Source organism: Bacillus sp. IBL03825 (assembly GCF_024712505.1).
GTDB lineage: Bacteria > Bacillota > Bacilli > Bacillales > Bacillaceae_G > Bacillus_A > Bacillus_A wiedmannii.
In genome coordinates this window covers 757,900-780,000 of sequence record NZ_JAMXKE010000001.1, presented here as the reverse complement: position 1 = coordinate 780,000, position 22,101 = coordinate 757,900, and the positions used below count along the sequence as shown (strand labels likewise).

17 protein-coding genes, 1 rRNA gene and 1 pseudogene (1 of these 19 only partly in view) are annotated in these 22,101 nt (G+C 36.3%); 7 read left to right on the top strand and 12 right to left on the bottom strand.

The window, feature by feature from the left end; genetic code table 11:
- A 16S ribosomal RNA gene (locus tag NHG49_RS03975) occupies positions 1-452 on the bottom strand (it extends 1,100 nt beyond the left edge of the window).
- Between the two features lie 738 nt (positions 453-1,190).
- Between NHG49_RS03975 and NHG49_RS03970 the strand changes: the two genes are divergently transcribed.
- Positions 1,191-4,235, top strand: coding sequence for an efflux RND transporter permease subunit (locus tag NHG49_RS03970; RefSeq protein WP_064477050.1), 3,045 nt, complete (start codon positions 1,191-1,193; stop codon positions 4,233-4,235).
- A gap of 44 nt (positions 4,236-4,279) precedes the next feature.
- Here NHG49_RS03970 and NHG49_RS03965 read toward each other — a convergent pair whose 3' ends face one another.
- The 4 genes from NHG49_RS03965 to NHG49_RS03950 form a co-directional block, all read right to left on the bottom strand.
- Positions 4,280-4,804 (bottom strand): P-loop nucleotide/nucleoside kinase family protein, encoded by a 525-nt coding sequence (locus NHG49_RS03965; RefSeq protein WP_088046955.1) that lies wholly within the window; start codon positions 4,802-4,804, stop codon positions 4,280-4,282.
- 135 nt (positions 4,805-4,939) lie between these two features.
- The gene (gene pstA, locus NHG49_RS03960; protein WP_000994145.1) at positions 4,940-5,860 is read right to left on the bottom strand and encodes a phosphate ABC transporter permease PstA; all 921 of its coding nucleotides are present in this window, start codon (positions 5,858-5,860) and stop codon (positions 4,940-4,942) included.
- A 2-nt stretch (positions 5,861-5,862) separates the two neighbouring features.
- A complete protein-coding gene (gene pstC / locus NHG49_RS03955) occupies positions 5,863-6,753 on the bottom strand; it encodes a phosphate ABC transporter permease subunit PstC (RefSeq protein ID WP_000676675.1) in 891 nt (296 codons plus the stop codon).
- Between the two features lie 71 nt (positions 6,754-6,824).
- The gene (locus NHG49_RS03950; protein WP_222655671.1) at positions 6,825-7,727 is read right to left on the bottom strand and encodes a phosphate ABC transporter substrate-binding protein PstS family protein; all 903 of its coding nucleotides are present in this window, start codon (positions 7,725-7,727) and stop codon (positions 6,825-6,827) included.
- Positions 7,728-8,236: 509 nt separating this feature from the next.
- Between NHG49_RS03950 and NHG49_RS03945 the strand changes: the two genes are divergently transcribed.
- From NHG49_RS03945 to NHG49_RS03935, 3 genes are read left to right on the top strand one after another with little or no spacing between them, the layout of a single operon-like run.
- On the top strand, positions 8,237-8,494 hold the full coding sequence (locus NHG49_RS03945) for a FeoA family protein (RefSeq protein WP_000252989.1): 258 nt from the start codon (positions 8,237-8,239) through the stop codon (positions 8,492-8,494).
- Positions 8,491-9,213 carry a FeoB small GTPase domain-containing protein gene (locus NHG49_RS03940; RefSeq protein ID WP_064477051.1) on the top strand — a complete coding sequence of 241 codons (723 nt, stop codon included), beginning with the start codon at positions 8,491-8,493 and terminating at the stop codon, positions 9,211-9,213. The genes NHG49_RS03945 and NHG49_RS03940 overlap by 4 nt, the downstream gene beginning before the upstream one ends.
- Positions 9,191-10,591 carry a nucleoside recognition domain-containing protein gene (locus NHG49_RS03935; RefSeq protein ID WP_064477052.1) on the top strand — a complete coding sequence of 467 codons (1,401 nt, stop codon included), beginning with the start codon at positions 9,191-9,193 and terminating at the stop codon, positions 10,589-10,591. Before NHG49_RS03940 ends, NHG49_RS03935 begins: the two co-directional genes overlap by 23 nt.
- 211 nt (positions 10,592-10,802) lie before the next feature.
- Here the strand turns inward: NHG49_RS03935 and NHG49_RS03930 are convergent, their stop codons facing one another.
- The 7 genes from NHG49_RS03930 to NHG49_RS03900 form a co-directional block, all read right to left on the bottom strand.
- Complete coding sequence (locus NHG49_RS03930) at positions 10,803-11,969, bottom strand: Ger(x)C family spore germination protein (RefSeq protein WP_064477053.1); 1,167 nt, start codon at positions 11,967-11,969, stop codon at positions 10,803-10,805.
- Positions 11,953-13,077 (bottom strand): spore germination protein GerLB, encoded by a 1,125-nt coding sequence (gene gerLB / locus NHG49_RS03925; RefSeq protein ID WP_064477054.1) that lies wholly within the window; start codon positions 13,075-13,077, stop codon positions 11,953-11,955. Before gerLB ends, NHG49_RS03930 begins: the two co-directional genes overlap by 17 nt.
- Positions 13,078-14,556 (bottom strand): spore germination protein GerLA, encoded by a 1,479-nt coding sequence (gerLA, locus tag NHG49_RS03920; protein ID WP_095205680.1) that lies wholly within the window; start codon positions 14,554-14,556, stop codon positions 13,078-13,080.
- Positions 14,557-14,657: 101 nt separating this feature from the next.
- A complete protein-coding gene (locus NHG49_RS03915; RefSeq protein ID WP_000561011.1) occupies positions 14,658-16,130 on the bottom strand; it encodes a sodium:solute symporter family protein in 1,473 nt (490 codons plus the stop codon).
- Entirely contained in the window at positions 16,127-16,324 is a 198-nt protein-coding gene (locus NHG49_RS03910; RefSeq protein ID WP_000719861.1) for a DUF3311 domain-containing protein, read from the bottom strand. Before NHG49_RS03910 ends, NHG49_RS03915 begins: the two co-directional genes overlap by 4 nt.
- Before the next feature lies 1 nt (position 16,325).
- Complete coding sequence (locus NHG49_RS03905) at positions 16,326-17,501, bottom strand: amidohydrolase (protein WP_064477055.1); 1,176 nt, start codon at positions 17,499-17,501, stop codon at positions 16,326-16,328.
- A gap of 131 nt (positions 17,502-17,632) precedes the next feature.
- Positions 17,633-18,343, bottom strand: a complete 711-nt coding sequence (locus tag NHG49_RS03900; RefSeq protein WP_088046958.1) for a C39 family peptidase — start codon at positions 18,341-18,343, stop codon at positions 17,633-17,635.
- Between the two features lie 402 nt (positions 18,344-18,745).
- Here NHG49_RS03900 and NHG49_RS03895 point away from each other — a divergent pair.
- The 3 genes and pseudogenes from NHG49_RS03895 to qoxB form a co-directional block, all read left to right on the top strand.
- A pseudogene (locus tag NHG49_RS03895) lies at positions 18,746-18,966 on the top strand (amino acid permease); the annotation flags it as partial.
- A gap of 282 nt (positions 18,967-19,248) precedes the next feature.
- Positions 19,249-20,124, top strand: coding sequence for a cytochrome aa3 quinol oxidase subunit II (locus NHG49_RS03890; RefSeq protein WP_001176181.1), 876 nt, complete (start codon positions 19,249-19,251; stop codon positions 20,122-20,124).
- 33 nt (positions 20,125-20,157) lie between these two features.
- Positions 20,158-22,092, top strand: a complete 1,935-nt coding sequence (gene qoxB, locus NHG49_RS03885; protein WP_048562936.1) for a cytochrome aa3 quinol oxidase subunit I — start codon at positions 20,158-20,160, stop codon at positions 22,090-22,092.
- Positions 22,093-22,101: the final 9 nt, after the last annotated feature.

Sequence of the window (22,101 nt, the reverse complement as noted above, 5' to 3'; positions counted from 1 at the left end):
TAACAACAGAGTTTTACGACCCGAAAGCCTTCATCACTCACGCGGCGTTGCTCCGTCAGACTTTCGTCCATTGCGGAAGATTCCCTACTGCTGCCTCCCGTAGGAGTCTGGGCCGTGTCTCAGTCCCAGTGTGGCCGATCACCCTCTCAGGTCGGCTACGCATCGTTGCCTTGGTGAGCCGTTACCTCACCAACTAGCTAATGCGACGCGGGTCCATCCATAAGTGACAGCCGAAGCCGCCTTTCAATTTCGAACCATGCAGTTCAAAATATTATCCGGTATTAGCCCCGGTTTCCCGGAGTTATCCCAGTCTTATGGGCAGGTTACCCACGTGTTACTCACCCGTCCGCCGCTAACTTCTCGAGAGCAAGCTCTCAATCCATTCGCTCGACTTGCATGTATTAGGCACGCCGCCAGCGTTCATCCTGAGCCAGGATCAAACTCTCCAATAAAGTTAGTTTGTCTAGCATCTAAAAATAAAAATTGACGTTTCACGTTGTTTGTTTCGTTCAGTTTTCAAAGAACTTGTCTGCCGCTCCAGAAGCGACTTCATCATATTAACATCTTCGTTTTTTGATGTCAACTAAGTTTTAAAATTTCTTTTTTGTCGTTTTCTGCGTTTCCGCATCAGCGACGTTTATTAATATACCATCATGATTTTTAAATAACAAGTGTTTTTTTAAAAAAAAACAAAAAAATATCCATCCTACTTTCTTCTATATAGAGACACCTCATCCCATCTATGGAAAACAGCTATTTAAATTGCATACCAATACACTCTAGTTAACCAAACTGTATTTCATAACCCCTTCCTAGCTTTTCATTCTCTTCTATATTAAAGCCTTGATCATTTACTTCTCTATAGACTAACAATATACAAAACAAATCAATCCAACCTTTTAAAAAATAGATTCACCACTTCCTACATAAAGCAAACATGCCGATTTTTAGTTTTGTTCCTCCACACAAACTATTAATTGAACGAATCGGTTGTTTACAGACAGCTCGATTAGGTAATAATCTTATCGCTCGGCGAATAGCGGAATAAATAACGAAATTCCAACAAAAACATTAACTTAAGATTATTGTTAGAATTTTTTTACATTTAATTAATGAAAGATATCCATTTTTTGTTATATAGTAAGAAAGGACGTACTCAACTATAAATAAACCAATGGAGGAATTACTTTATGGATAGGTTAACAAAGTTTTCATTAAAAAACCGCGCCGCTGTTATCATCATGGTTTTTCTCATTTCCGTACTTGGCGTTTATTCCGGATCTAAATTACCTATGGAATTTTTACCAAGCATCGATAATCCAGCAGTCACTGTCACAACCTTATCTCAAGGACTCGATGCTGAAGCGATGACAAAAGAAGTAACTGATCCCCTCGAAAAACAATTTCGCAATTTAGAACACATCGACAGCATCACCTCTTCTACGCACGAGGGATTATCACGTATCGATATCGCGTATACATCCAAAGCAAACATGAAAGACGCGGCACGCGAGGTTGAAAAGGCCATTAACACAATTAAATTACCTAAAGATGCAACGAAACCCATAGTTAGCCAATTAAATACTTCTATGATTCCACTCGCTCAAATTGCTATCCAGAAGCAAAATGGATTTTCAAAAGCAGATGAAAAACAAATCGAAAAAGAAATCGTACCACAACTCGAAAACATTGATGGTGTTGCCAACGTTATGTTTTTCGGAAAATCAGCCTCTGAATTATCTATCATACTAGACCCAAACCAATTAAAAGATAAAAACGTAACAACAGAACAAATATTAAAAGTTTTACAAGGAAAAGAAACTTCCACTCCAGCTGGAGCAATTACCGTTAATAAAGAAGAATATAACCTTCGTGTCATTGGGGATATAAAAAATGTAGATGATATTAAAAACATAACCGTTGCACCTCAAGTAAAATTGCAAGATGTGGCTCAAATCGAACTTAAACAACACTACGATACAATCTCGCATATAAACGGAGAAGAAGGAACCGGATTGATCATCATGAAAGAGCCAAGTAAAAATGCAGTTACAATCGGAAAGGAAATCGATAAGAAAATCAAAGATATAAGTAAACAATATAAAGATCAGTTTTCTATTAAACTTTTAGCCTCAACTCATGAGCAAGTTGAAAATGCTGTTACTAGCATGGGCAAAGAAGTAATTCTTGGAGCAATTGCTGCAACTCTAATTATCTTAATCTTTTTGCGTAACTTCCGAACGACACTCATCGCCGTTGTCAGTATTCCATTATCTATTTTATTAACACTCTTTTTACTACACCAATCTAACATCACACTTAACACCTTAACGCTTGGTGGTTTAGCAGTTGCAGTTGGACGTCTCGTTGATGATAGTATCGTTGTCATCGAGAATATTTTCCGTCGTTTACAAAAAGAATCTTTCTCTAAAGATATTATTCTTGATGCAACGAAAGAGGTCGCCGTCGCAATTACTTCTTCTACTTTAACAACAGTCGCTGTTTTCTTACCTATTGGCCTCGTATCAGGAGTAATCGGAAAATTAATGTTACCTATGGTATTAGCAGTTGTATATTCTATACTATCATCCTTAATCGTTGCACTAACAGTTGTTCCACTTATGGCTTTTTTACTACTCAAAAAAACAAAGCACAAAAAGCCAAGTTCTTCACCACGATATGTCGCTACATTAAAGTGGGCTCTTTCGCATAAATTCATTATTCTACTTACTGCTTTTTTATTATTCGCAGGATCGATTGCAGCCTATGTATTACTACCGAAAGCGAACATAAAATCTGAAGACGACACAATGTTATCTATTAATATGACTTTCCCAGCTGATTACGCTCCTGAAACGCAAAAACAAAAAGCCTTCGATTTCGAAAAGAAATTACTTTCTAATTCGGATGTAACGGATGTTATTTTACGAATGGGATCTAGCGCAGAAGATGCACAATGGGGGCAAACGACAAAAAATAATCTTGCCAGTATATTTGTAGTCTTCAAGAAAGGCTCTGATATTGATCAATATATTAAAGAGTTAAAGAAAGAACATAAAGCTTTTGAGCCTGCTGAACTAGATTATATAAAAACGAGTTATTCAAGCTCTGGTGGTGGCAACAATTTGCAATTCAACGTAACAGCTACTAACGAAACGAATTTAAAAGAGGCTGCTACTATCGTCGAAACAAAACTAAAAGATATGACTGCTCTCTCTAAAGTAAAAACAAATTTAGAAGACTCTAAGAAAGAATGGCAAATCCATGTTGATCAAACAAAGGCCGAACAACTAGGCTTAACACCAGAATTAGCAGCACAACAAGTAGCACTCCTTATGAAGAAATCACCTATTGGTGAAGTTTCAATCAATAATGAAAAAACAACTATTATAATAGAACACAAAAAAGAAAACATTACTAAACAAGAAGACATTTTAAACACAAGCATACTATCACCTATCAATGGACCAATTCCTTTAAAAGACATTGCAACTATTTCAGAAAAGCAACTTCAAACAGAAGTCTTCCATAAAGACGGAAAAGAAACGATTCAAATTACTGCCGAGGCCTCAAATGAAGATTTAAGTAAAGTAAGTGCAGAAGTAAATGAAACGATAGCTAACTTAGATTTACCTAGCGGCGCAAAAGTAACTATTGCAGGTGCAACTGAATCTATGCAAGAGAACTTCACAGATTTATTCAAAATTATGGGGATTGCAATCGGGATTGTATATTTAATTATGGTTATCACCTTCGGACAGGCGCGCGCTCCTTTTGCAATTTTGTTCTCCTTGCCATTAGCTGCTGTTGGCGGTATTTTAGGGTTAATCATTTCAGGAACACCTGTTGATGTAAATTCCTTAATCGGCGCATTAATGTTAATCGGGATTGTCGTTACAAACGCTATTGTATTAATAGAAAGAGTGCAACAAAATCGGGAACACGGCATGGAAACAAGAGAAGCCTTACTAGAAGCGGGTTCCACTAGATTACGTCCAATTATTATGACAGCTATAACGACAATCGTCGCTATGCTTCCTCTCCTATTTGGTCAATCGCAAGCAGGAAGCATGGTATCAAAAAGTCTTGCCGTCGTTGTCATCGGTGGTTTAGCAGTCTCAACCGTTCTTACATTAGTAGTCGTTCCAGTTATGTATGAACTATTAGATAAAATCGGGAGAAAAAGACGCTCTCGTAGAAAAATAAGCACTTCTACAGAAACACCTGATATTTAAAGAAAAAGGCATTATCTTCAAGAACGAAGATAACGCCTTTTTCTCTACTTACTGATATAATCCATCATTTTTTGAGCATATCGCTCTAGAGGTTTACCAGAATCTACAATAAGACATTCACTATTTAAAGGTCTTTTACTACCATCTAACCATTTTTTAAAAGCTACTTCCGAATCCACTTTTCCAATCTGACTAACCATACGTTTACGTGTTTGTAACCTATTATTAATCTCCTCCATATCATTAAGATAGCATTCAATATATTTATATTTCACACCATGTTTATTAGACAGTTTCATTCCTTTTTCAACCATCCCTTCATATAAACATGGACTATCCAATATAACACTATGCCCTTGTTCTAAATAAGAATCAATCAATGCCCATTCAACATCGTATGATACTCCTCCAACAATTGTCGATTCAACCCCTTTCATTTCTAATGATTGTAACAATGCCGATTTCAAAACGTCATGATTTATAATTACAGCACCTGTTAACTTCGCTATATACTTAGAAACTGTCGATTTTCCCGATCCAGGAAAACCTGACATTTGTAGAAAAAACAAATTAACTTCTCCTCTCATCTGTACCTATTCATCTATATAATCAATTACAAATTCAACAATCATTACATCCATTCCTTCTATATTAAAATACAAAAAGAACTCCCTACTTATAAATAGAGAGTTCCTCTTTATAATTTATGCCGCTTTTACTTTTTTCGTCGTTTTACTTTTTCTTTTCGTCCCTGTAAAACGTTTGTGCAATATAGATGCTACCAAGCGTGAAATAACGTTGAATAGTAACACCATAATAATTAATACAGCTGCAGATTTTGTCGCGATCAACTTCGCATCCGGAATAACTCCTTCAGAATTTAACTTCCAAATGTGAACCGCTAACGTTTCAGCTGGTCTAAATGGATTTAAAGGATGCGCAGGACTTGAGAAGTCCGCTGCTGAATTTAAAATCGGGGATGTTAAACCCGCTGTGTAAATTAACGCTGCCGCTTCACCAAATATACGACCCGCCGCTAAAATAATACCTGTAATAATTTGCGGTAATGACGATGGAATAATAATACGAGCAATTGTTTGCCATTTCGTTGCACCTAATCCAAGACTCGCCTCTTTTACATTATGAGGCACTTCTGAAATCGCATTTTCACAAACACGTGTTAAACCTGGTAAGTTTAAAATTGTTAAAGCAAGAGCACCGCCCATTACTGTGTATCCCCAACCTGTCATGGTAACGAACACTAACAAACCGAATAAACCAACAACAATCGAAGGTAAAGACGCCATTGTCTCAATACATAAACGAACAAAATTTAAAAAGCGCCCTTGTTTTGCGTACTCTGCTAAATATATTCCAGCACCTAACCCAAGAGGAATAGATATAACAAGCGTTATAACAAGCATGTAGAAGGAATTGAATAACTGTGGACCAATCCCACCACCAGCTCTTGTATTACTTGGTTCTCCAAACAAGAAATTAGGATCCCAAAATCCCCATCCCTTTTGCAGAATTTCAAACACTAAGAATACTAGCAGAGCTACAACTAAAGCTGCAACTGCATAAAAGATACCTGTCCAAACTTTATTTACCGTTCTTGCATTCATTATTATCGCTCACCTCTTTGCCCAATCGCTCGAATTACTAAAATAAACAGGAATGAAATAACAAGTAAAATCATCGCTAAAGTCCATAGCGCATTGTTCCAAGCAGTTCCGTTTAATGTATTTGTCATGTCCATTGTCAAAATACCAGTTAACGTCGCTGTCGGACTATATATTCCTTCTGGTAATTTAATTGTGTTCCCGATTACCATTTGAACTGCTAATGCTTCACCAAAAGCACGCGCTAAACCTAAAACAACACCTGTTAAAATCCCTTTTTTCGCAGCAGGAACAATCACTCGGCTAACCGCTTGCCATTTCGTTGATCCTAGACCATAAGAAGCTTCTAAATAATCAAATGGAACGGAGCGTATTGCATCAGAAGCGATACTAGCAATAGTAGGTAAAATCATAATACTTAATACAACAATACCCGCAATTAGACTAAAGCCCACTCCCCCGAACGAATCACGTAATAGCGGCACTAAAATCGTAACCCCTAATAATCCGTATACAACCGAAGGAATACCAACTAATAATTCTAAAACGGGCTTCAATACTTTATTTCCAAACTTCGGCGAAATTAAATTCATGAATATAGCAAGAGCTATAGCAATTGGCGCACTAATAATAACCGCACCTAACGAAACCACCGTTGAACCTACAATAAAAATCAAAGCCCCGAAGGTTCCTTCGTCAGCATTTGGATTCCATTTTGTCGATGTTAACATCTCAGTAAATGAGATACCGCTTTGTGTAAAAGATTGAATACCTTTACCGCAAATAAACGCAATAATAGCTAATGTAATTAAAACAATAAAAATACCACAAAACGTAACAAGCGATCTTCCTATATATTCACTTTTTACGTAATTAATTTGTTTTTTCCCCTTCATCACAGGTCAGACCCCACTTCATAGATTGAAATGAACAGGACTGGCCTTGCAGCCAGCCCCATAAAAATTTATTACTTATTTAATTTAGACATTGGGATGTACCCCATATCTTCTACTTGCTTTTCAAAGTCTTTGCCTTTTACATAATCAATGTAAGCTTTCGTTGCTTCTTTCGCTTCACCTTTTGTTACCATGTACTCGTAAGACCAGAATGGATATTTACCAGACGAAATGTTTTCAACTTTTGGTTCAGAACCATCAATTTTCACTGTTTGTAGCGCACCTTTTTTATCGCCAACCATGTAAGACATTGCTAAATAACTTACTGAACCTGGAGTAGAATTGATTGCTTGCTCTACTGCACCGTTAGAATCTTGTGTTGTACCAGTTCCATCATTAATTTTCGCTTCTTTCATAACTGTCTTTTCAAATGTAGCACGTGTACCAGATGAAGCTGGACGGTTAATTACGTTGATTTTTTCATCTTTCCCGCCTACCTCTTTCCAGTTTGTTACTTTCCCAGTGAAGATATCTTGTACTTGTTGCACTGTTAAGTTATCAACTTTTACATCTTTATTTACGACAAGCGCGAATGCAATACCCGCAACCTTGTTATCTACTAATTCTTTCGCTTTTTCATCATCTTTTATTTTATCCCCTGATGGAACATCTGAATTACCAATTTGTACTGCACCCGATGCTACTTGGTTAATCCCAGTTCCACTACCGCCACCTTGCACTTGAATAGAAACTTTTGAATTTTTCTCCATGAATTTCTTTCCAGCTTCCTCCGCAAGAGGTAGAAGAGCTGTAGAACCAGCTGCTGCAATCGTACCTGATAATTCTTGTTTTGTATTATCGCTTCCTTTAGCAGTTTCTTTACTAGCTGTATCATCTGCTTTCCCACATCCAACTAACGCTCCTGCCACCACTAAAGCCGCTAAAGAAAATTTAATACCTTTTTTCATAACCATGTCTTGTACCCCCATTTGGATTATCACTTTTCGAATTCATTTTCTTTCGAACACAAATTCATTGTAGGACAACAATATTATGTGAGTGTTAAGCAATTTTTAATTTTAAGTAAATGACGATAATAACCCTTAAAAGCTAGGAATCCCAACATTTATAGTTAAAGAACCCAACAAAATCCACACGAATTAAGCTGTAATGTAAATTTATTCTTAACAATGTAAATTCAATGTAAATGTTTTTCACTCTTTTCCCCTTTTAATTAAAAATACATTTACAAATCCATTGTATTTTTTAATTTTTACACTCTTACTTTATTTACATTAAACAAAATTCCAGTAATATTTTTTAGTACAACTAAATAAATTGGAACAATTCTAAAAATAAATGAATATTTTTAAAGTACCAATTGACAGCATCATCCAATGTAGTCTACTATATTATTAGCAAAAAGTTTACCTAAGGAAACTTTTTAAACTTAAACAAACAATATAGAGATGAGGTAACTTTTATGGTATCGGCTAATACAAAACCACTTTCCGAATTTAAGACAGGAGAGTTTGTACAAATTGAGAAGATACAATTAGAAGGAACTATGAAACGACGTTTATTAGACTTAGGATTTATCCCTGGGGCAACAATTAAAGTATTACAGCGCAGTCCACTTGGAGATCCGGTCGCTTATCAAGTAAGCAATACAACTATCGCACTACGTAAGGAAGAAAGTTCCCTTATTTTCGGGGTATTAATAGGAGATGATTTCAGATGAGCAAACATCGTATTGCTTTAGCTGGCAACCCGAACACCGGGAAAAGTACATTATTTAATACTTTAACAGGCTTAAAACAACACACTGGAAACTGGACGGGAAAAACTGTTTTAAAAGCTGAAGGAGAATATGAACATAACGGAAGTAAATATACATTAATAGATTTACCTGGAACTTACTCACTATATTCAAATTCTACGGATGAAGAAGTAGCAAGAGATTATATTATATTTGAAAAACCAGAAGTAACTGTAGTTGTTATAGATGCAACTGCAATGGAAAGAAATTTAAATTTAGCCCTCCAAGTGATGGAAATGACAAGCAATGTAGTCATTTGTATTAATTTAATTGATGAAGCGGAGAAAAAAGGCATCGTTATTGATGAAAAGAAATTAGCAAAATCGCTCGGTGTACCTGTAGTTAAGATTTCTGCTCGTAACCGAGTAGGTATTGGGCATTTGCTAAGTGTTATCGCTAAAGTAGCAAATAAAAAATTAATTCCAACACCAATTAAAATTTCTTACAGTGAAAAAATCGAAAATATGATTCAGGAATTAGAACCACAAATTTATAAAGTGTTCGGTGATACGTATCCAGCACGTTGGATTGCGTTACGTATATTAGATGGAGATAAAAATTTCTTAACTACACTTCAAAAACACCATAATGAACCGCTTGTAAGGGAGGTCGTAATGAATGGAATCTCACTCAGCCAGTAAAGCTCTTCCATTAGACTATATTATTCAACATGCACAAACACTCTCAAAAGAAGATATACGAGATGATATTGTCGGAGATATTTATCGAACATCTGCAAGCATATGTAAAGAGTCTGTTCAATATACAAATACTGATAAATTGTATCGTTCTGAAAAACTAGATAAAATTTTCACATCTCCAATCTGGGGATTTCCAATTATGCTCGGTATTTTATCTATTATTTTTTATCTTACAATTGCAGGTGCTAACGTACCATCTGATATGATTGCTGAGTGTTTCGGATGGGCCGAAGGATATTTAACATCTTGGTTTCAGGCAGCACATGCACCCGAATGGCTACATGGCATTTTAATACTTGGTTTATTCCGTGGTATCGGTGCTGTTATTAGCGTTATGTTACCACCTATGGCAATCTTTTTCCCTATGTTCGCACTATTAGAAAACTACGGATATTTACCACGTGTCGCTTTTAATATGGATCGCTTATTCAAACGCTCCGGTGCACATGGTAAACAATCTTTAACAATGGCAATGGGCTTTGGTTGTAACGCAGCCGCTATTATGTCAACACGTATTATTGAATCACCACGTGAACGTATGCTTGCAATCTTAACAAACAACTTCGTTCCTTGTAACGGTCGCTGGCCTATGTTAATTTTAATGTCTTCATTATTTATGGCTGCTGGTTATACAGGTAGTATGCAAACATTAGTTACTGCTGGCGTTGTAGTTGGGATGGTTGTAATTGGTGTTATTATGACATTAACTGTTTCTTGGGTACTATCAAAAACAGCTTTAAAAGGTGTGCCAACTCACTACACACTTGAGTTACCGCCGTACCGTAAGCCAAAGGTTTGGAATACAATTGTGCGTGCGACACTCGACAAATCAGTCTATGTTTTAAAACGAGCTGTTGTTGTAGCTGCCCCTGCTGCTGCATTAACTTGGTTACTAGCTAATATTTTCATCGGTGACACAAGCTTACTTATGTATTTTGTAAACTTCCTAGATCCGTTCGCTAAAATGTTAGGACTTGATGGATTTATTTTAGCTGCATTCATTCTTGGACTACCAGCGAATGAAATTGTTATCCCTATTTTATTAATGTCTTATTTATCAACTGGAGCTTTAACTGAAATAGACGATTTTAATCAAATTAAAAATCTATTCTTAGAAAATGGTTGGACTTGGTTAACAGCGTTAAACACAATGTTGTTCTCACTTCTTCATTTCCCATGTGGAACAACACTGGTTAACATATATAAAGAAACAAAAAGTGCAAAATGGACATTCTTATCGTTTGCAATCCCTACCGTTATCGCCATTGTTGTGACATTCCTCTCTACACAGTTGGTACATTGGTTAGGGCTTGTATAAAAGCAAAGCATACATAGAAGGTATCCCCCTTCACATATGCTTTGTGCGAAAGAAACCTGAAATCATTCAGGTTTCTTTTTTTGTGCATCAGTATTCCAAGGCTGTGCCCCATACATTGTGAGTTTCTTATGAATAAAGTATATGGTCCCCGGAAGAATTGCCATTAATATTGTGCAACTAATTCCTAATCCAGTAAACACCTTCCATCACCTTATTTCACTCTTTTTGGTAAAGCTGAACCTGAATGCTCAATTGTCGGATGAACATGAACAGTAATCTCAGCATTACTAAAGTAATTTTCACCTTGATCCCAATTCTTATCTATCTTCTTCCATTCTTTATAATTATGCCGCTTATATACGTCCCCTAACTCTAATACATCTACCTTATATTTTTTTTGAACAAGCTTAATCGATTTTTGAATGCGCTTCTCCATTTCCTCCGTGATGTTTTTCTTTAATCGCTTTTCGTTCATAATTTGTTTATGATCACTAAAATGCAACTCAGCCAATGTTCCTTCCAAAAATAAGTGAATATCGAACTTCGGTTTTGTAGCATTTTCTGTAGATACTTTAATCTTTCGACGCATTTTATGAATTTCATATGTAATAAGCTGGTCTTTTTTACGAATGGTAAAGAATCCTCCAATTTTCTTACCTATTATATAATTTATTCCAAATGTTTCTTCTCCATTCAAACTACCTACACACTTATTATCCTTCCCGCGAAACAACGCTGCCCCGTTCATTTGTACCCCTTGCCTTGTTAATTCAAGAATAGGTAATACGAAGCTTCGGTTGGAAATCATCTTTTCCTGAACTTCACCAATTCTTGCAGCCTCAATCATTTGAGCATTTTTCGGAGGATGTTCAGCTAACATATCAATATACTGCGCCGGTAAATTTTCAGGCTTAGCGCTCTGCTTCAAAATAGCTTCTGCATTTTTCTTAGAAACGAACAAACGTATATTTCTTCTCATCTCATGATCACGAATATATACATCTAACGTATTTTGTAAAACATATGGATTCGATAATAAATCTTTAGAAAAAATTATCACTTGTATGTGCGGAAAGAATAGTGAGCGACTAATTTTTTTGGCAATAATTCGTATTTGCTCAAAGACACTATCTGCCTTCGCACTCACATTAATATAATTTTCGCTATCTCCACCACCTTGCCCACCTTGTTGCGACAATTTACTGGGGAGTACCATCTGATACGTCCCTTTCATAATTGGATTCGCTTTCTTTTTTTTCACAATATCATAGGCTGCACCTACTACAAATCCTCTTTCTTCTATTTCTTCTAACTCAGAGCACCCACTTATAGATCCAACTAAAACTATAAGCATTATGATTTTAAGAAGGTGTTTCATTTCTACCATTCCTTCTTTTTATTTTATATACAATAAAAACTAACAAAGGTGCTAACACAACAAAGCCCATATCTATCCAAGCTAAATAAGTTCCGTAATTTGACAAGTCATTCAAACTACTAGGTATCATATTCACCATAAAAATAATCGGGGCACTTACGAAAATAAAAATATGTTTCTTCACTTTCGGAAACATAGCACAAAACAATAAAGATGCGACGTCATAATACATTGCTGTAGTGTTATAAATAGTAATAATCCAAGTAGTAAAAAAAATCGCATCAAACCTTTCTAAAAACCCCCCACCAATTTCAATTTCTTTCCCTAGTTCAATTGTTGGATATGTCAATCCACGTGTTGTCATATATGTAAAAACACTAATACAAGTTACATAAATTAAAATGTATGACAACACGTTTACCATCACCGCTTTTGCAACTGCCATCGGTGCCTTTTTCACTGACTTATCGTTCAACATCACAGCATAAAACAGAGCTACCTCAAATCCGATAAATGTGAAAATAGAGTTTTTAACTCCTACAGCATATTGACTGACGTCCGTTTGAAAAGCTGGTAGTAAATTATTTATTTCCATTAAATTTATATTCAATAAAGAAAGCAGCACTATCGCAATTAAAACTATAGGTAAAAACAAAACGTTTAGCCTTAATAAAGCCGCTCTCGATCCTGCTATTCCATAAATAACAACTAATAGGAAAAAGAAAGACAATAGTTGCACTGGTGTATCACTAAATAAATACGTTTGTGAAATAATTGCAATCATTCGCGATTCATATGCTGTCAAAGCAGCAAACGTTAATACTAAAATGCTACTAATTGTGTATGCAACAGGCTTCGTCAAATGTGCACTCGTATATTGAACAAAGTTTTGTTTTGGGAATAAAATAGCTACCCTCGTTACAAACCACCCTAAAACCGCACAGACTAATCCACCCAAAAGCAAAATAATCCAACCGTCCGAAAATAAGGTTTGCGTAGCAATATCTCGTGGCATAGATAATGCACCTATACCGATAATTGTTGACGATACCGCAAAACCAAGTTCCCGAGATCCAATCTCTTCATCCCCATATTCAAATGGTTTCAATTACTCTCGCTCCTTTGGACGTATTGTAGAATCTTTCGTTTGTAAGTACTCTGGTCTTTCTTTCAACATTGATTTTGGCAAGCGGATCATTTCTTCTTCCCAATCTTTATAAAATGCAGGAGCAATAGGCGTTGTATATGGCACCCCAACACTCTTTAAATTCGTAATATGAATCGCAAGTGCAATAAGAGCTAAAATAATTCCATATAGTCCAAAAGCAGTCGCCGCTAAAACAAAGACAAAAAGTAAAATCCGAAACGTAATCGTAATGCTATATACAGGCAGTGAAAATGTAGCAATTGCAGTAACTGCAATAATAATTACTAAAAACGGATTTACAATCCCTGCGTTCACCGCAGCTTCTCCAATTACAAGACCACCTACAATCCCAATTGTTTGCCCCATGGGTTTTGGCAACCTAATTCCCGCTTCTCGTATTAACTCCATCGTTAATGCCATCATTAACGTTTCTATATATGCCGGAAATGGTACCCCTTCTCTCGCTCCCGCAATAGAATAAGCTAATTTAGAGGGAATAAGCCCTTGATGATACGAAACAAGCGCTACGTACGTGGCAGGTAGTAAAACAGCAGCAATACCTGATCCCATACGTAAAATTCTTAATAACGTACCAATTACCCAGCGCTCATAATGATCTTCTACAGATTGAAAAATATCAACAAACACTAGTGGAGCGATAAGAGCAAATGGTGATCCGTCCACTAAAATGGCCGCTTTTCCTTTCGCTAGCGCAGCCACTATATTATCAGGTCTTTCTGTATTCAAAAATTGCGGGAATGGTGATAAATTATTATCTTGAATTAATTGCTCAATCGTTCCTGTCTCAAGAATAACGTCTGCCACTATTGATTGAAGCCGTCGATCTAATTCGTCTACAATATAAGGGTTAATAATATCCTCTATATAGACTAAAGTTACTTCTTTTTGCGATCGCTTCCCCATAATATAGGATCGAAACCGTAACTTCGGATCACGTAAGCTGCGGCGAATTAACATCTTATTTACGTTAATATCTTCATTCAATCCAATTCTTGGTCCACGTATTAAATCTTCTGTTACTGGAGATTCTAGACTTCTTTTTTCCCATGCTCGGCTATTAATGACAATAGCGGTTTGAATATTATCAATTAATATAACTGTGTCTCCTGCTAAAATTGCATTTATAATGTCTGGAAACGTTGTCTTCATACCGACTTCTGCAATAGAAATAAAACGATCCAATAATGTTTGAACAACAGCTTCTTCTTTTTGTACTTCTTCATATTGAAGTGTACGAACTACATATTTATAAACATTATCCTTATCTGTTAACCCACATAAAAAAATAACCGCACAGCGTGTAAAACTACCCGCAAGGGCAACTTCCCTAATTGTTAAATCATTAGGCGAACCTAATTCATCCCTAATTTCTTTCATAACTTCAAATAAGTTACCTTTTAACTCTAACAATTCCCCCACCTAACTTCCTTTTCAACAAGTTTTTAGTTAGATTCCGCTAATAGAAGAAAATATATACAAAAAAGAGCTATCTCTTTTCAAAGATAGCTCTAGCACACGGATTACTTTTCTACTATTATACTGTCTGTCTTTATAGACACATTTCTCGTGAACCCGCTAACGATAAACATCACAATCATATTCATTAACAATGCGACTATACCTACATTTAAATCTTTTATATATTGAGGGAAACCTGGAAACATTGTAGCTATAGTTGAACCAGATAAAGTAATATATGCGACCACTAACAATCCAATCCCCATTCCTGCAATTGCCCCTTGCTTCGTAATAACTTGACGTGGAAACAAACTACATACAAGCGCAGGGAAAAGTTGTGTCACTATACTATATCCCATTAAAAGAAGAGCCCCTATCGTTTCTCCACCTTTAAAAGTGAACAAAACAGCTACAAGCGTTACTACAGGAACAAATAATTTTGCCGCTTTAGCAACTTGTCTATCTGAAGCAGATGGGACCATTGTTCGGTAAATATTTTTTGCTAATAAAGTAGATGCCGCCATAACAAGCATGGAACCCGGAACTAATGCTGTTAATACTCCTGCACTACCAATAATACCAATAAACCATGGATCAAATGTTTGAAGAGCGAGACGGAATAACGAAAGGTCTACATCCCCTCCCTTTAACCCTGGAACTTGCAGTATAGCTGCAAACCCTGCAAAGAACACGAAAAGTAAAACTAAAGAATACAATGGCATAATTGCCGCATTTTTACGAAATACTTTTTCATTTTTTGCAGAGAAAGCAGAAGCGAATGTATGGGGCCACATATAGAAACCGAGAGCTGTTAATACAATAGTAGAAACAAACCAAGAAATGCTCATTCCTTCATCAGGTAAAGATAGAAATCCTGGTTTTGCTGCTTCTACAGCTTCAAACATCGGCTGAAAACCTCCGTAATAATGATATGGTAAATATATACCTAAAAACATAACGATAAACAGTATCATAATATCCTTCAAAGCGGCTGTCCAAGCAGAGCCGTGTATGCCTGAAACCATTACATATATCGTTATAACAATCGCACCAATCCACACTGCAATAACTGGTGATACCCTGCCGTAAGATGCTTCCGAAACGATAATACCTAATCCTTTTAACTGTAAAACAAGGTATGGGATAATTGAAATAACCCCAATGACAGAAACGATAATGCCAAGCGTCTGACTCTTATATTTCTTCACAAAAAAATCTGGCTGCGAGACAAGATTATGCTCTTTCGCATACTTCCAAACTGGCGGCAATAAAAAGTAAGATAAAATATAAGCTAGTGCACCATAACCTAAAATATAGAAAGTAGGTGCTCCTTTACTATACGCCCATCCACTTCCGCCTAAAAATGTGAACGTCGTATAAATTTCACCTGCCATAAGAAGAAAAACAAAAATAGTGCCAAAGCCTCTTCCTCCAACTGACCATTGCTCTAAATTCATATCTTTTCCATGTTGTGCCCGAATTCCTAAAAATAGTGCGAGAAACAAAAATAAAATAATGATAAGTAAGGCGATCATTTTACATCCCCCTTATTAGCAGGATCAAATACGTACACAAGCCCCATACAAAGAGACGTAATGAGCACCGATAATAATACCCAAAATAATAAAAATGGCATCCCTAATACGTAAGGAGTAACTGAATTAGCAAATACAGGTCCAACAACTAAACAAAAAACTGGAATAAGCGCTAATACGTGTATTTTCTTCATCTCATTCTCCTTTACTTATAAAATTCATAATAGACGATACAAAGACTTCCACTCCAATCGGTAATGCATCTTCATCAATCGTAAAACGAGGATGATGGTGAGGATATATAATTCCTTTCTCTTTATTTCCTGCACCGATAAAAAAGAATGTCCCTGGCGCCTTTTGTAAAAACGCTGAAAAATCTTCCCCAGCCATCGTCGGTTGTAAACGAGTAACTCGTTCCCTTCCATAAAGCTGTAATGCAGTTTGCTCAATAATCTCTGTAACTTCATAATCATTTACTACTGGTCGATATCCATATTCATAAGAAAATGTATATTTCGCTCCGTAAGATTCCGTCACATGCTTCACAATCCGTTCAATCCTTTTCTCTGTTTCTTCTCGCAACTCATGTCTTAAACTCCGCACTGTCCCTTCAATCTCCGCTTGTTCTGGAATCACATTATGGGTTGTCCCAGCATGAAATTGCGTAACAGATACTACAAGAGAATCTAACGGATTCGTGAGGCGAGATACAATTTGCTGAAGTTGCGAAACAACTTGTGTACCGATTGCGATACTATCAACCGTTTCATGAGGGATTCCAGCATGTCCACCTTTTCCTTCTATCGTAATTTTAAAAACATCCGGGGCAGCCATTGCAGCACCATAAATTACACCTATTTTACCAACCTGTAACGATGCCCAAAGGTGAGCACCAATAATATAATCCACACCTTCCATTACACCCGCTGCAACCATTTCCTCTGCACCGCCAGGAAAGTTTTCTTCTGCATGTTGGAAGAGAAAGCGAATCTCTCCTTTAATCTTCTCTCTTTTTTCTACTAATTTATGTACGACCCCAAGTAATATCGCTATATGTCCATCATGGCCACATGCATGCATCACACCTGGATATGTAGAAATAAAATCAAACTCATTTTCTTCATGAATAGGAAGAGCATCCATGTCAGCACGAACCGCGATAGTTTTACCAGGTTGCTTACCAATTAACCTTGCCATTACACTATATTTAGTAGGTCTGGAAACTTCTAAATATGGGATTTTTCGAAGTATATCAAATACAAACTGTGACGTTTTTTCTTCTTGAAAAGATAGCTCTGGATACTTATGAAAATGCCTTCTCCACTCAATTAATTGATTTTTCGATAAAACCAGTTCCTTTGCAACATCCATTTTCCTTCGCCCCTTCTTCACCAAGTTAAATGTTATTATAACGTGAATTGTTTATTTTTGAAAGAATTTTCTGAATTTTCTATTATAGTAAATTAAAAATAAAAAGCCATCAAAAAGATGACTTTTCATTATTATAAAATAGTAATCGCTTGTTTCCCCATTTGCTCCCAAGCTTTCTCAAACTCTGCACGCGGAACAGCAAAACGTGGATTATTTTTAAGTGGATCATTTACATATATAAAGTTTTGATCATAGCCAACTATTACTACACTATGTTCATAATATGTAATTTTCACTTCGCCAGAGCTTGTATTCCATGTTTCAAAACTACTCTCGGCTAGTGGCTTAAACGTTGTATTAATAATGACCCATACTGGCGAACCGGAACTAACTACTTTATACATATCTTGCACGTCTCTACCTGTTAAATTAACTACTTTTTCAGGAGCATATTTTTCTGCTAAATTAAAAATGGGTTGATTATATACACCATATCCTGGCTTTGCCTTCGTATAAATATTTCCAACGAACCCCTCATAAGGATTTCCACGTAAACCATTTTGTTCAAATGGAACACGATGAATTTCGCTAGCAAGTTGCATCTTATCTACTTGTATACCTTTGTATTGTAGCAACATAGCCAAACTTGTAACTTCACATCCACGAGGTAATTCTGGTAACTGCTTTATAAATGGAACATTTTCAATCATAGTCGCTTCTTTCATTTCAGATAGAAACTCTAAACGGAACACTTGCGCCTTTTGTATAATTTTATCTTTCCCTATAAAAAACGCGGCAGCAAATATAATTCCAAAAACAAAAAGATATTTTAACTTTTTCATTTTAAACAAAACTCCATTAATTATTATTTTACAGACATACCTCTTATCATTGTACCTTTCTTCTTACTAGTTTGCTAGAAAGATTCTGTGAATTATTGTTCACACTTTAATTGTTATAAAAATCTAATTATTTTTAATAAAAAGAAAAAAACAACATGCTTTTCTGAATCGTTTTGCTGAAACCAAAATAATTAACATAATTAATATATCATACCATTAACAAAAAGCACACTTAGAGCATTTAGTCATAGTTCGCATTTTTACATACTCCATTCATTTCATAATAAATAAGCCGAATATGTGTCACATCCCCCACTAATGTTTAAAAACTCGGAATAAACATCAGTTCATACATACAAGAAAATAACGGGGGAGGGACATATGAATCAACAAGTAGAACAAAATGATTTAAATTATCGCCACCATTTTATCCAATAGTTCCAATCTTAGCATTTTCACTCAATTTCATTACATTTGTTAGTTTAGCTTTCATTCCAGATTAGAGAATTGCTCTTTATTGCGGTATTCCATTTATGATCATTTGTTGCATTTTATACCAATTAAAATATAAAAAAGTTGTCACATTTGAACAACAAATAAATCTAAAAAAAGAAGTAAAATGAATATACAAAATATTCAGCTACCTTTCTTATGATAGGATAGTTTTTTTCTATTTCTTGGATATCTTGGTATAACTTTATTTATCTTAAAATTTCCACAATCACGTTTTTTACTGGAAAATGGTTTACAATGTTATCAAGTTACAAATGATATTCACCTTAAAAAGTGTGCATTTGTGTCTATTTTTTAACAATATCACAAAAACTATTGCCATCTATAAATTAATAGGTTTATATTGTTTTATTGGCATAGTTTCAATCCAAGGAGAAAGGAGATTTTCAATCGTGCAACTAAAGAAAACGTTTTGGAAGCTGGCTTCGCTTCTTCCGTTATCATTACTTCTGTTCCTCGGTGGCTGTGATAAGAAACTCGCAGTATTAAATCCGCAAGGACCTGTTGCAAAAGCACAGTATGATTTAATTGTTTGGTCATTCTTGCTTATGTCATTAATTATCGCAATTGTATTCATCTTGTTTACAGTCATCTTGATTCGTTATCGTGAAAAACCAGAGAATATGGACTACGAGCCACCTGAACAACACGGTAACACATTATTAGAAATTATTTGGACGCTTGTTCCTGTTATTATCGTTATCGCATTATCGATTCCAACAGTAAAAGCAACTTATGCTTCGGAAGAGGTTCCGGAAGAATCCAAACATATTAAACCAGTTGAGATTTATGTTACATCTGCAAACTGGAAATGGTTATTCAGTTACCCAGAGGAAAAAATTGAAACCGTTAACTATTTAAACATCCCAGCTGGTGTACCAATTCAATTCAAACTGACTTCTGTCGGTCCAATGAATGCTTTCTGGGTACCAGAACTTGGTGGTATGAAGTACACTATGGATGGCATGATTATGGATCTTTATTTACAAGCTGATAAGCCTGGTTCTTACCTAGGCCGTAGTGCGAACTTCTCTGGTGAAGGATTCACACATATGGAGTTCGAAGTTGAAGCAAAAACTAAAGAGAAATATGACAAGTGGGTTAAAGAAGTACAACAAACTGCTCCTAAACTAACAGAAGATAAGTACAACGAAATTGTTAAACCTGGTGTAGTTGGTCGTATGACATTCTCTAGTCACCACTTAAGTTATGTAGATCCAAAATCACTTGAATATTGTGATTACAACTACTACAAAAACAAAAAATAATAGCTATTATTCCAACAGATTGGAGTGAACACAGTGAAGCTTGATGAATTCTTTGTCACAGGTGACCCGATTATTTACGGTGCAGACGCTTCTATCGTTCTTGTGACATTAGCAATCATTTTCGTACTAACAAAGTATAAAAAATGGAAATGGCTTTGGGACGAATGGTTAACAACTGTTGACCATAAAAAGATTGGGGCCATGTATATTATTTCTGCGGTTATCATGTTATTCCGTGGTGGTATGGACGGTTTAATGATCCGTGCACAGTTAACATTCCCAGAAACAACTTATTTAAATGCTGAACACTATAACGGAATCTTCACAACACATGGTACAGTTATGATTCTTTTCATGGCGATGCCATTCGTTATGGGATTAATGAACCTTGTAGTACCATTACAAATTGGTGCTCGTGACGTTGCATATCCGTTCTTAAATGCTTTAAGTTTCTGGTTATTCTTTGTCGGAGCAATGTTATTCAACATCGCTTTCGTAATCGGTGGTTCTCCAGACGCTGGGTGGACTTCTTACTTCCCAATGGCAGGTACAGAGTTTACTTCTGGTGTAGGAAATAACTACTACGCAATTGCATTACAGATTTCAGGTCTCGGTACGCTAATGACCGGTATTAACTTCCTTGTTACTATCTTAAAAATGCGTACACCTGGTATGACTTTAATGAGAATGCCCATGTTTACTTGGTCAATCTTAATTACAACAGTTATCATTATTTTCGCTTTCCCAGTATTAACAGTTGCTCTTGCATTAATGACATTTGACCGTCTATTCGATGCTCACTTCTTTACGATGGCGAGCGGCGGTATGCCAATGTTATGGGCCAACCTATTCTGGGTATGGGGTCACCCTGAAGTATATATCGTTATTTTACCGGCATTCGGTATTTTCTCTGAAATCATTAGTACATTCTCACGTAAACGTCTATTCGGTTACAGTGCGATGGTCTACTCAATGGTTGCAATTTCTTTACTAAGTTTCGTCGTATGGCTTCATCACTTCTTCACGATGGGTGCAGGTCCAGCGGTTAACTCATTCTTCTCGATTTCGACAATGGCGATTTCGATTCCAACCGGGGTTAAGATCTTTAACTGGTTGTTTACACTGTATAAAGGACGTATTCGTTTTACAGTTCCAATGCTTTGGTCATTGGCATTTATTCCAAACTTCGTAGTCGGTGGGGTTACAGGGGTTATGCTTGGTATGGCAGCAGCTGATTATCAGTACCATAACAGCTACTTCTTAATTGCTCATTTCCACTACGTATTAATCGCAGGTACAGTATTCGCTATGCTTGCTGGATTCACATTCTGGTATCCAAAAATGACTGGTCATATGTTAAACGAACGCCTAGGTAAATGGACATTCTGGATCTTTATGAGCGGATTCAACATCTGTTTCTTCCCAATGTACTTCTTAGGTTTAGACGGTATGACTCGTCGTATGTACACTTACTCTGAGAGTCTTGGATGGGGATGGCTAAACCAAATCGCATCTGTTGGTGCGGTAATGATGGGTATTGGTTTCCTAATTCTTTGTTACAACGTAATTTGGAGTGCTCGTCACGGTGAACGTGACACAACTGGAGATCCATGGGATGGCCGTACACTTGAATGGGCAACTCAATCTCCTGTACAACATTACAACTTCGCGAAACTTCCTGAAATCAAAGAAGCTGATGCTTTCTGGTACATGAAAAAACGCGGAGAAACAGTTACACCAGCAGCAGAAGATTTAAAACCAATTCACATGCCAAGTAACTCTGGCGTGCCTATTATTGCGTCTTTATTCTTCGGTCTTGCAGGTTTCGCATTAGTATTTAGCTGGTTCTGGCTTGCAGCAATCGGCGGCGTTGGTATTTTAGCTTGCTTAATCTATCGTTCATTCGATTATGATGATGGCTACTACGTAAGCGTTGATGAAATTAAAGAAACAGAACATATAGCATGAGAGGTGAAA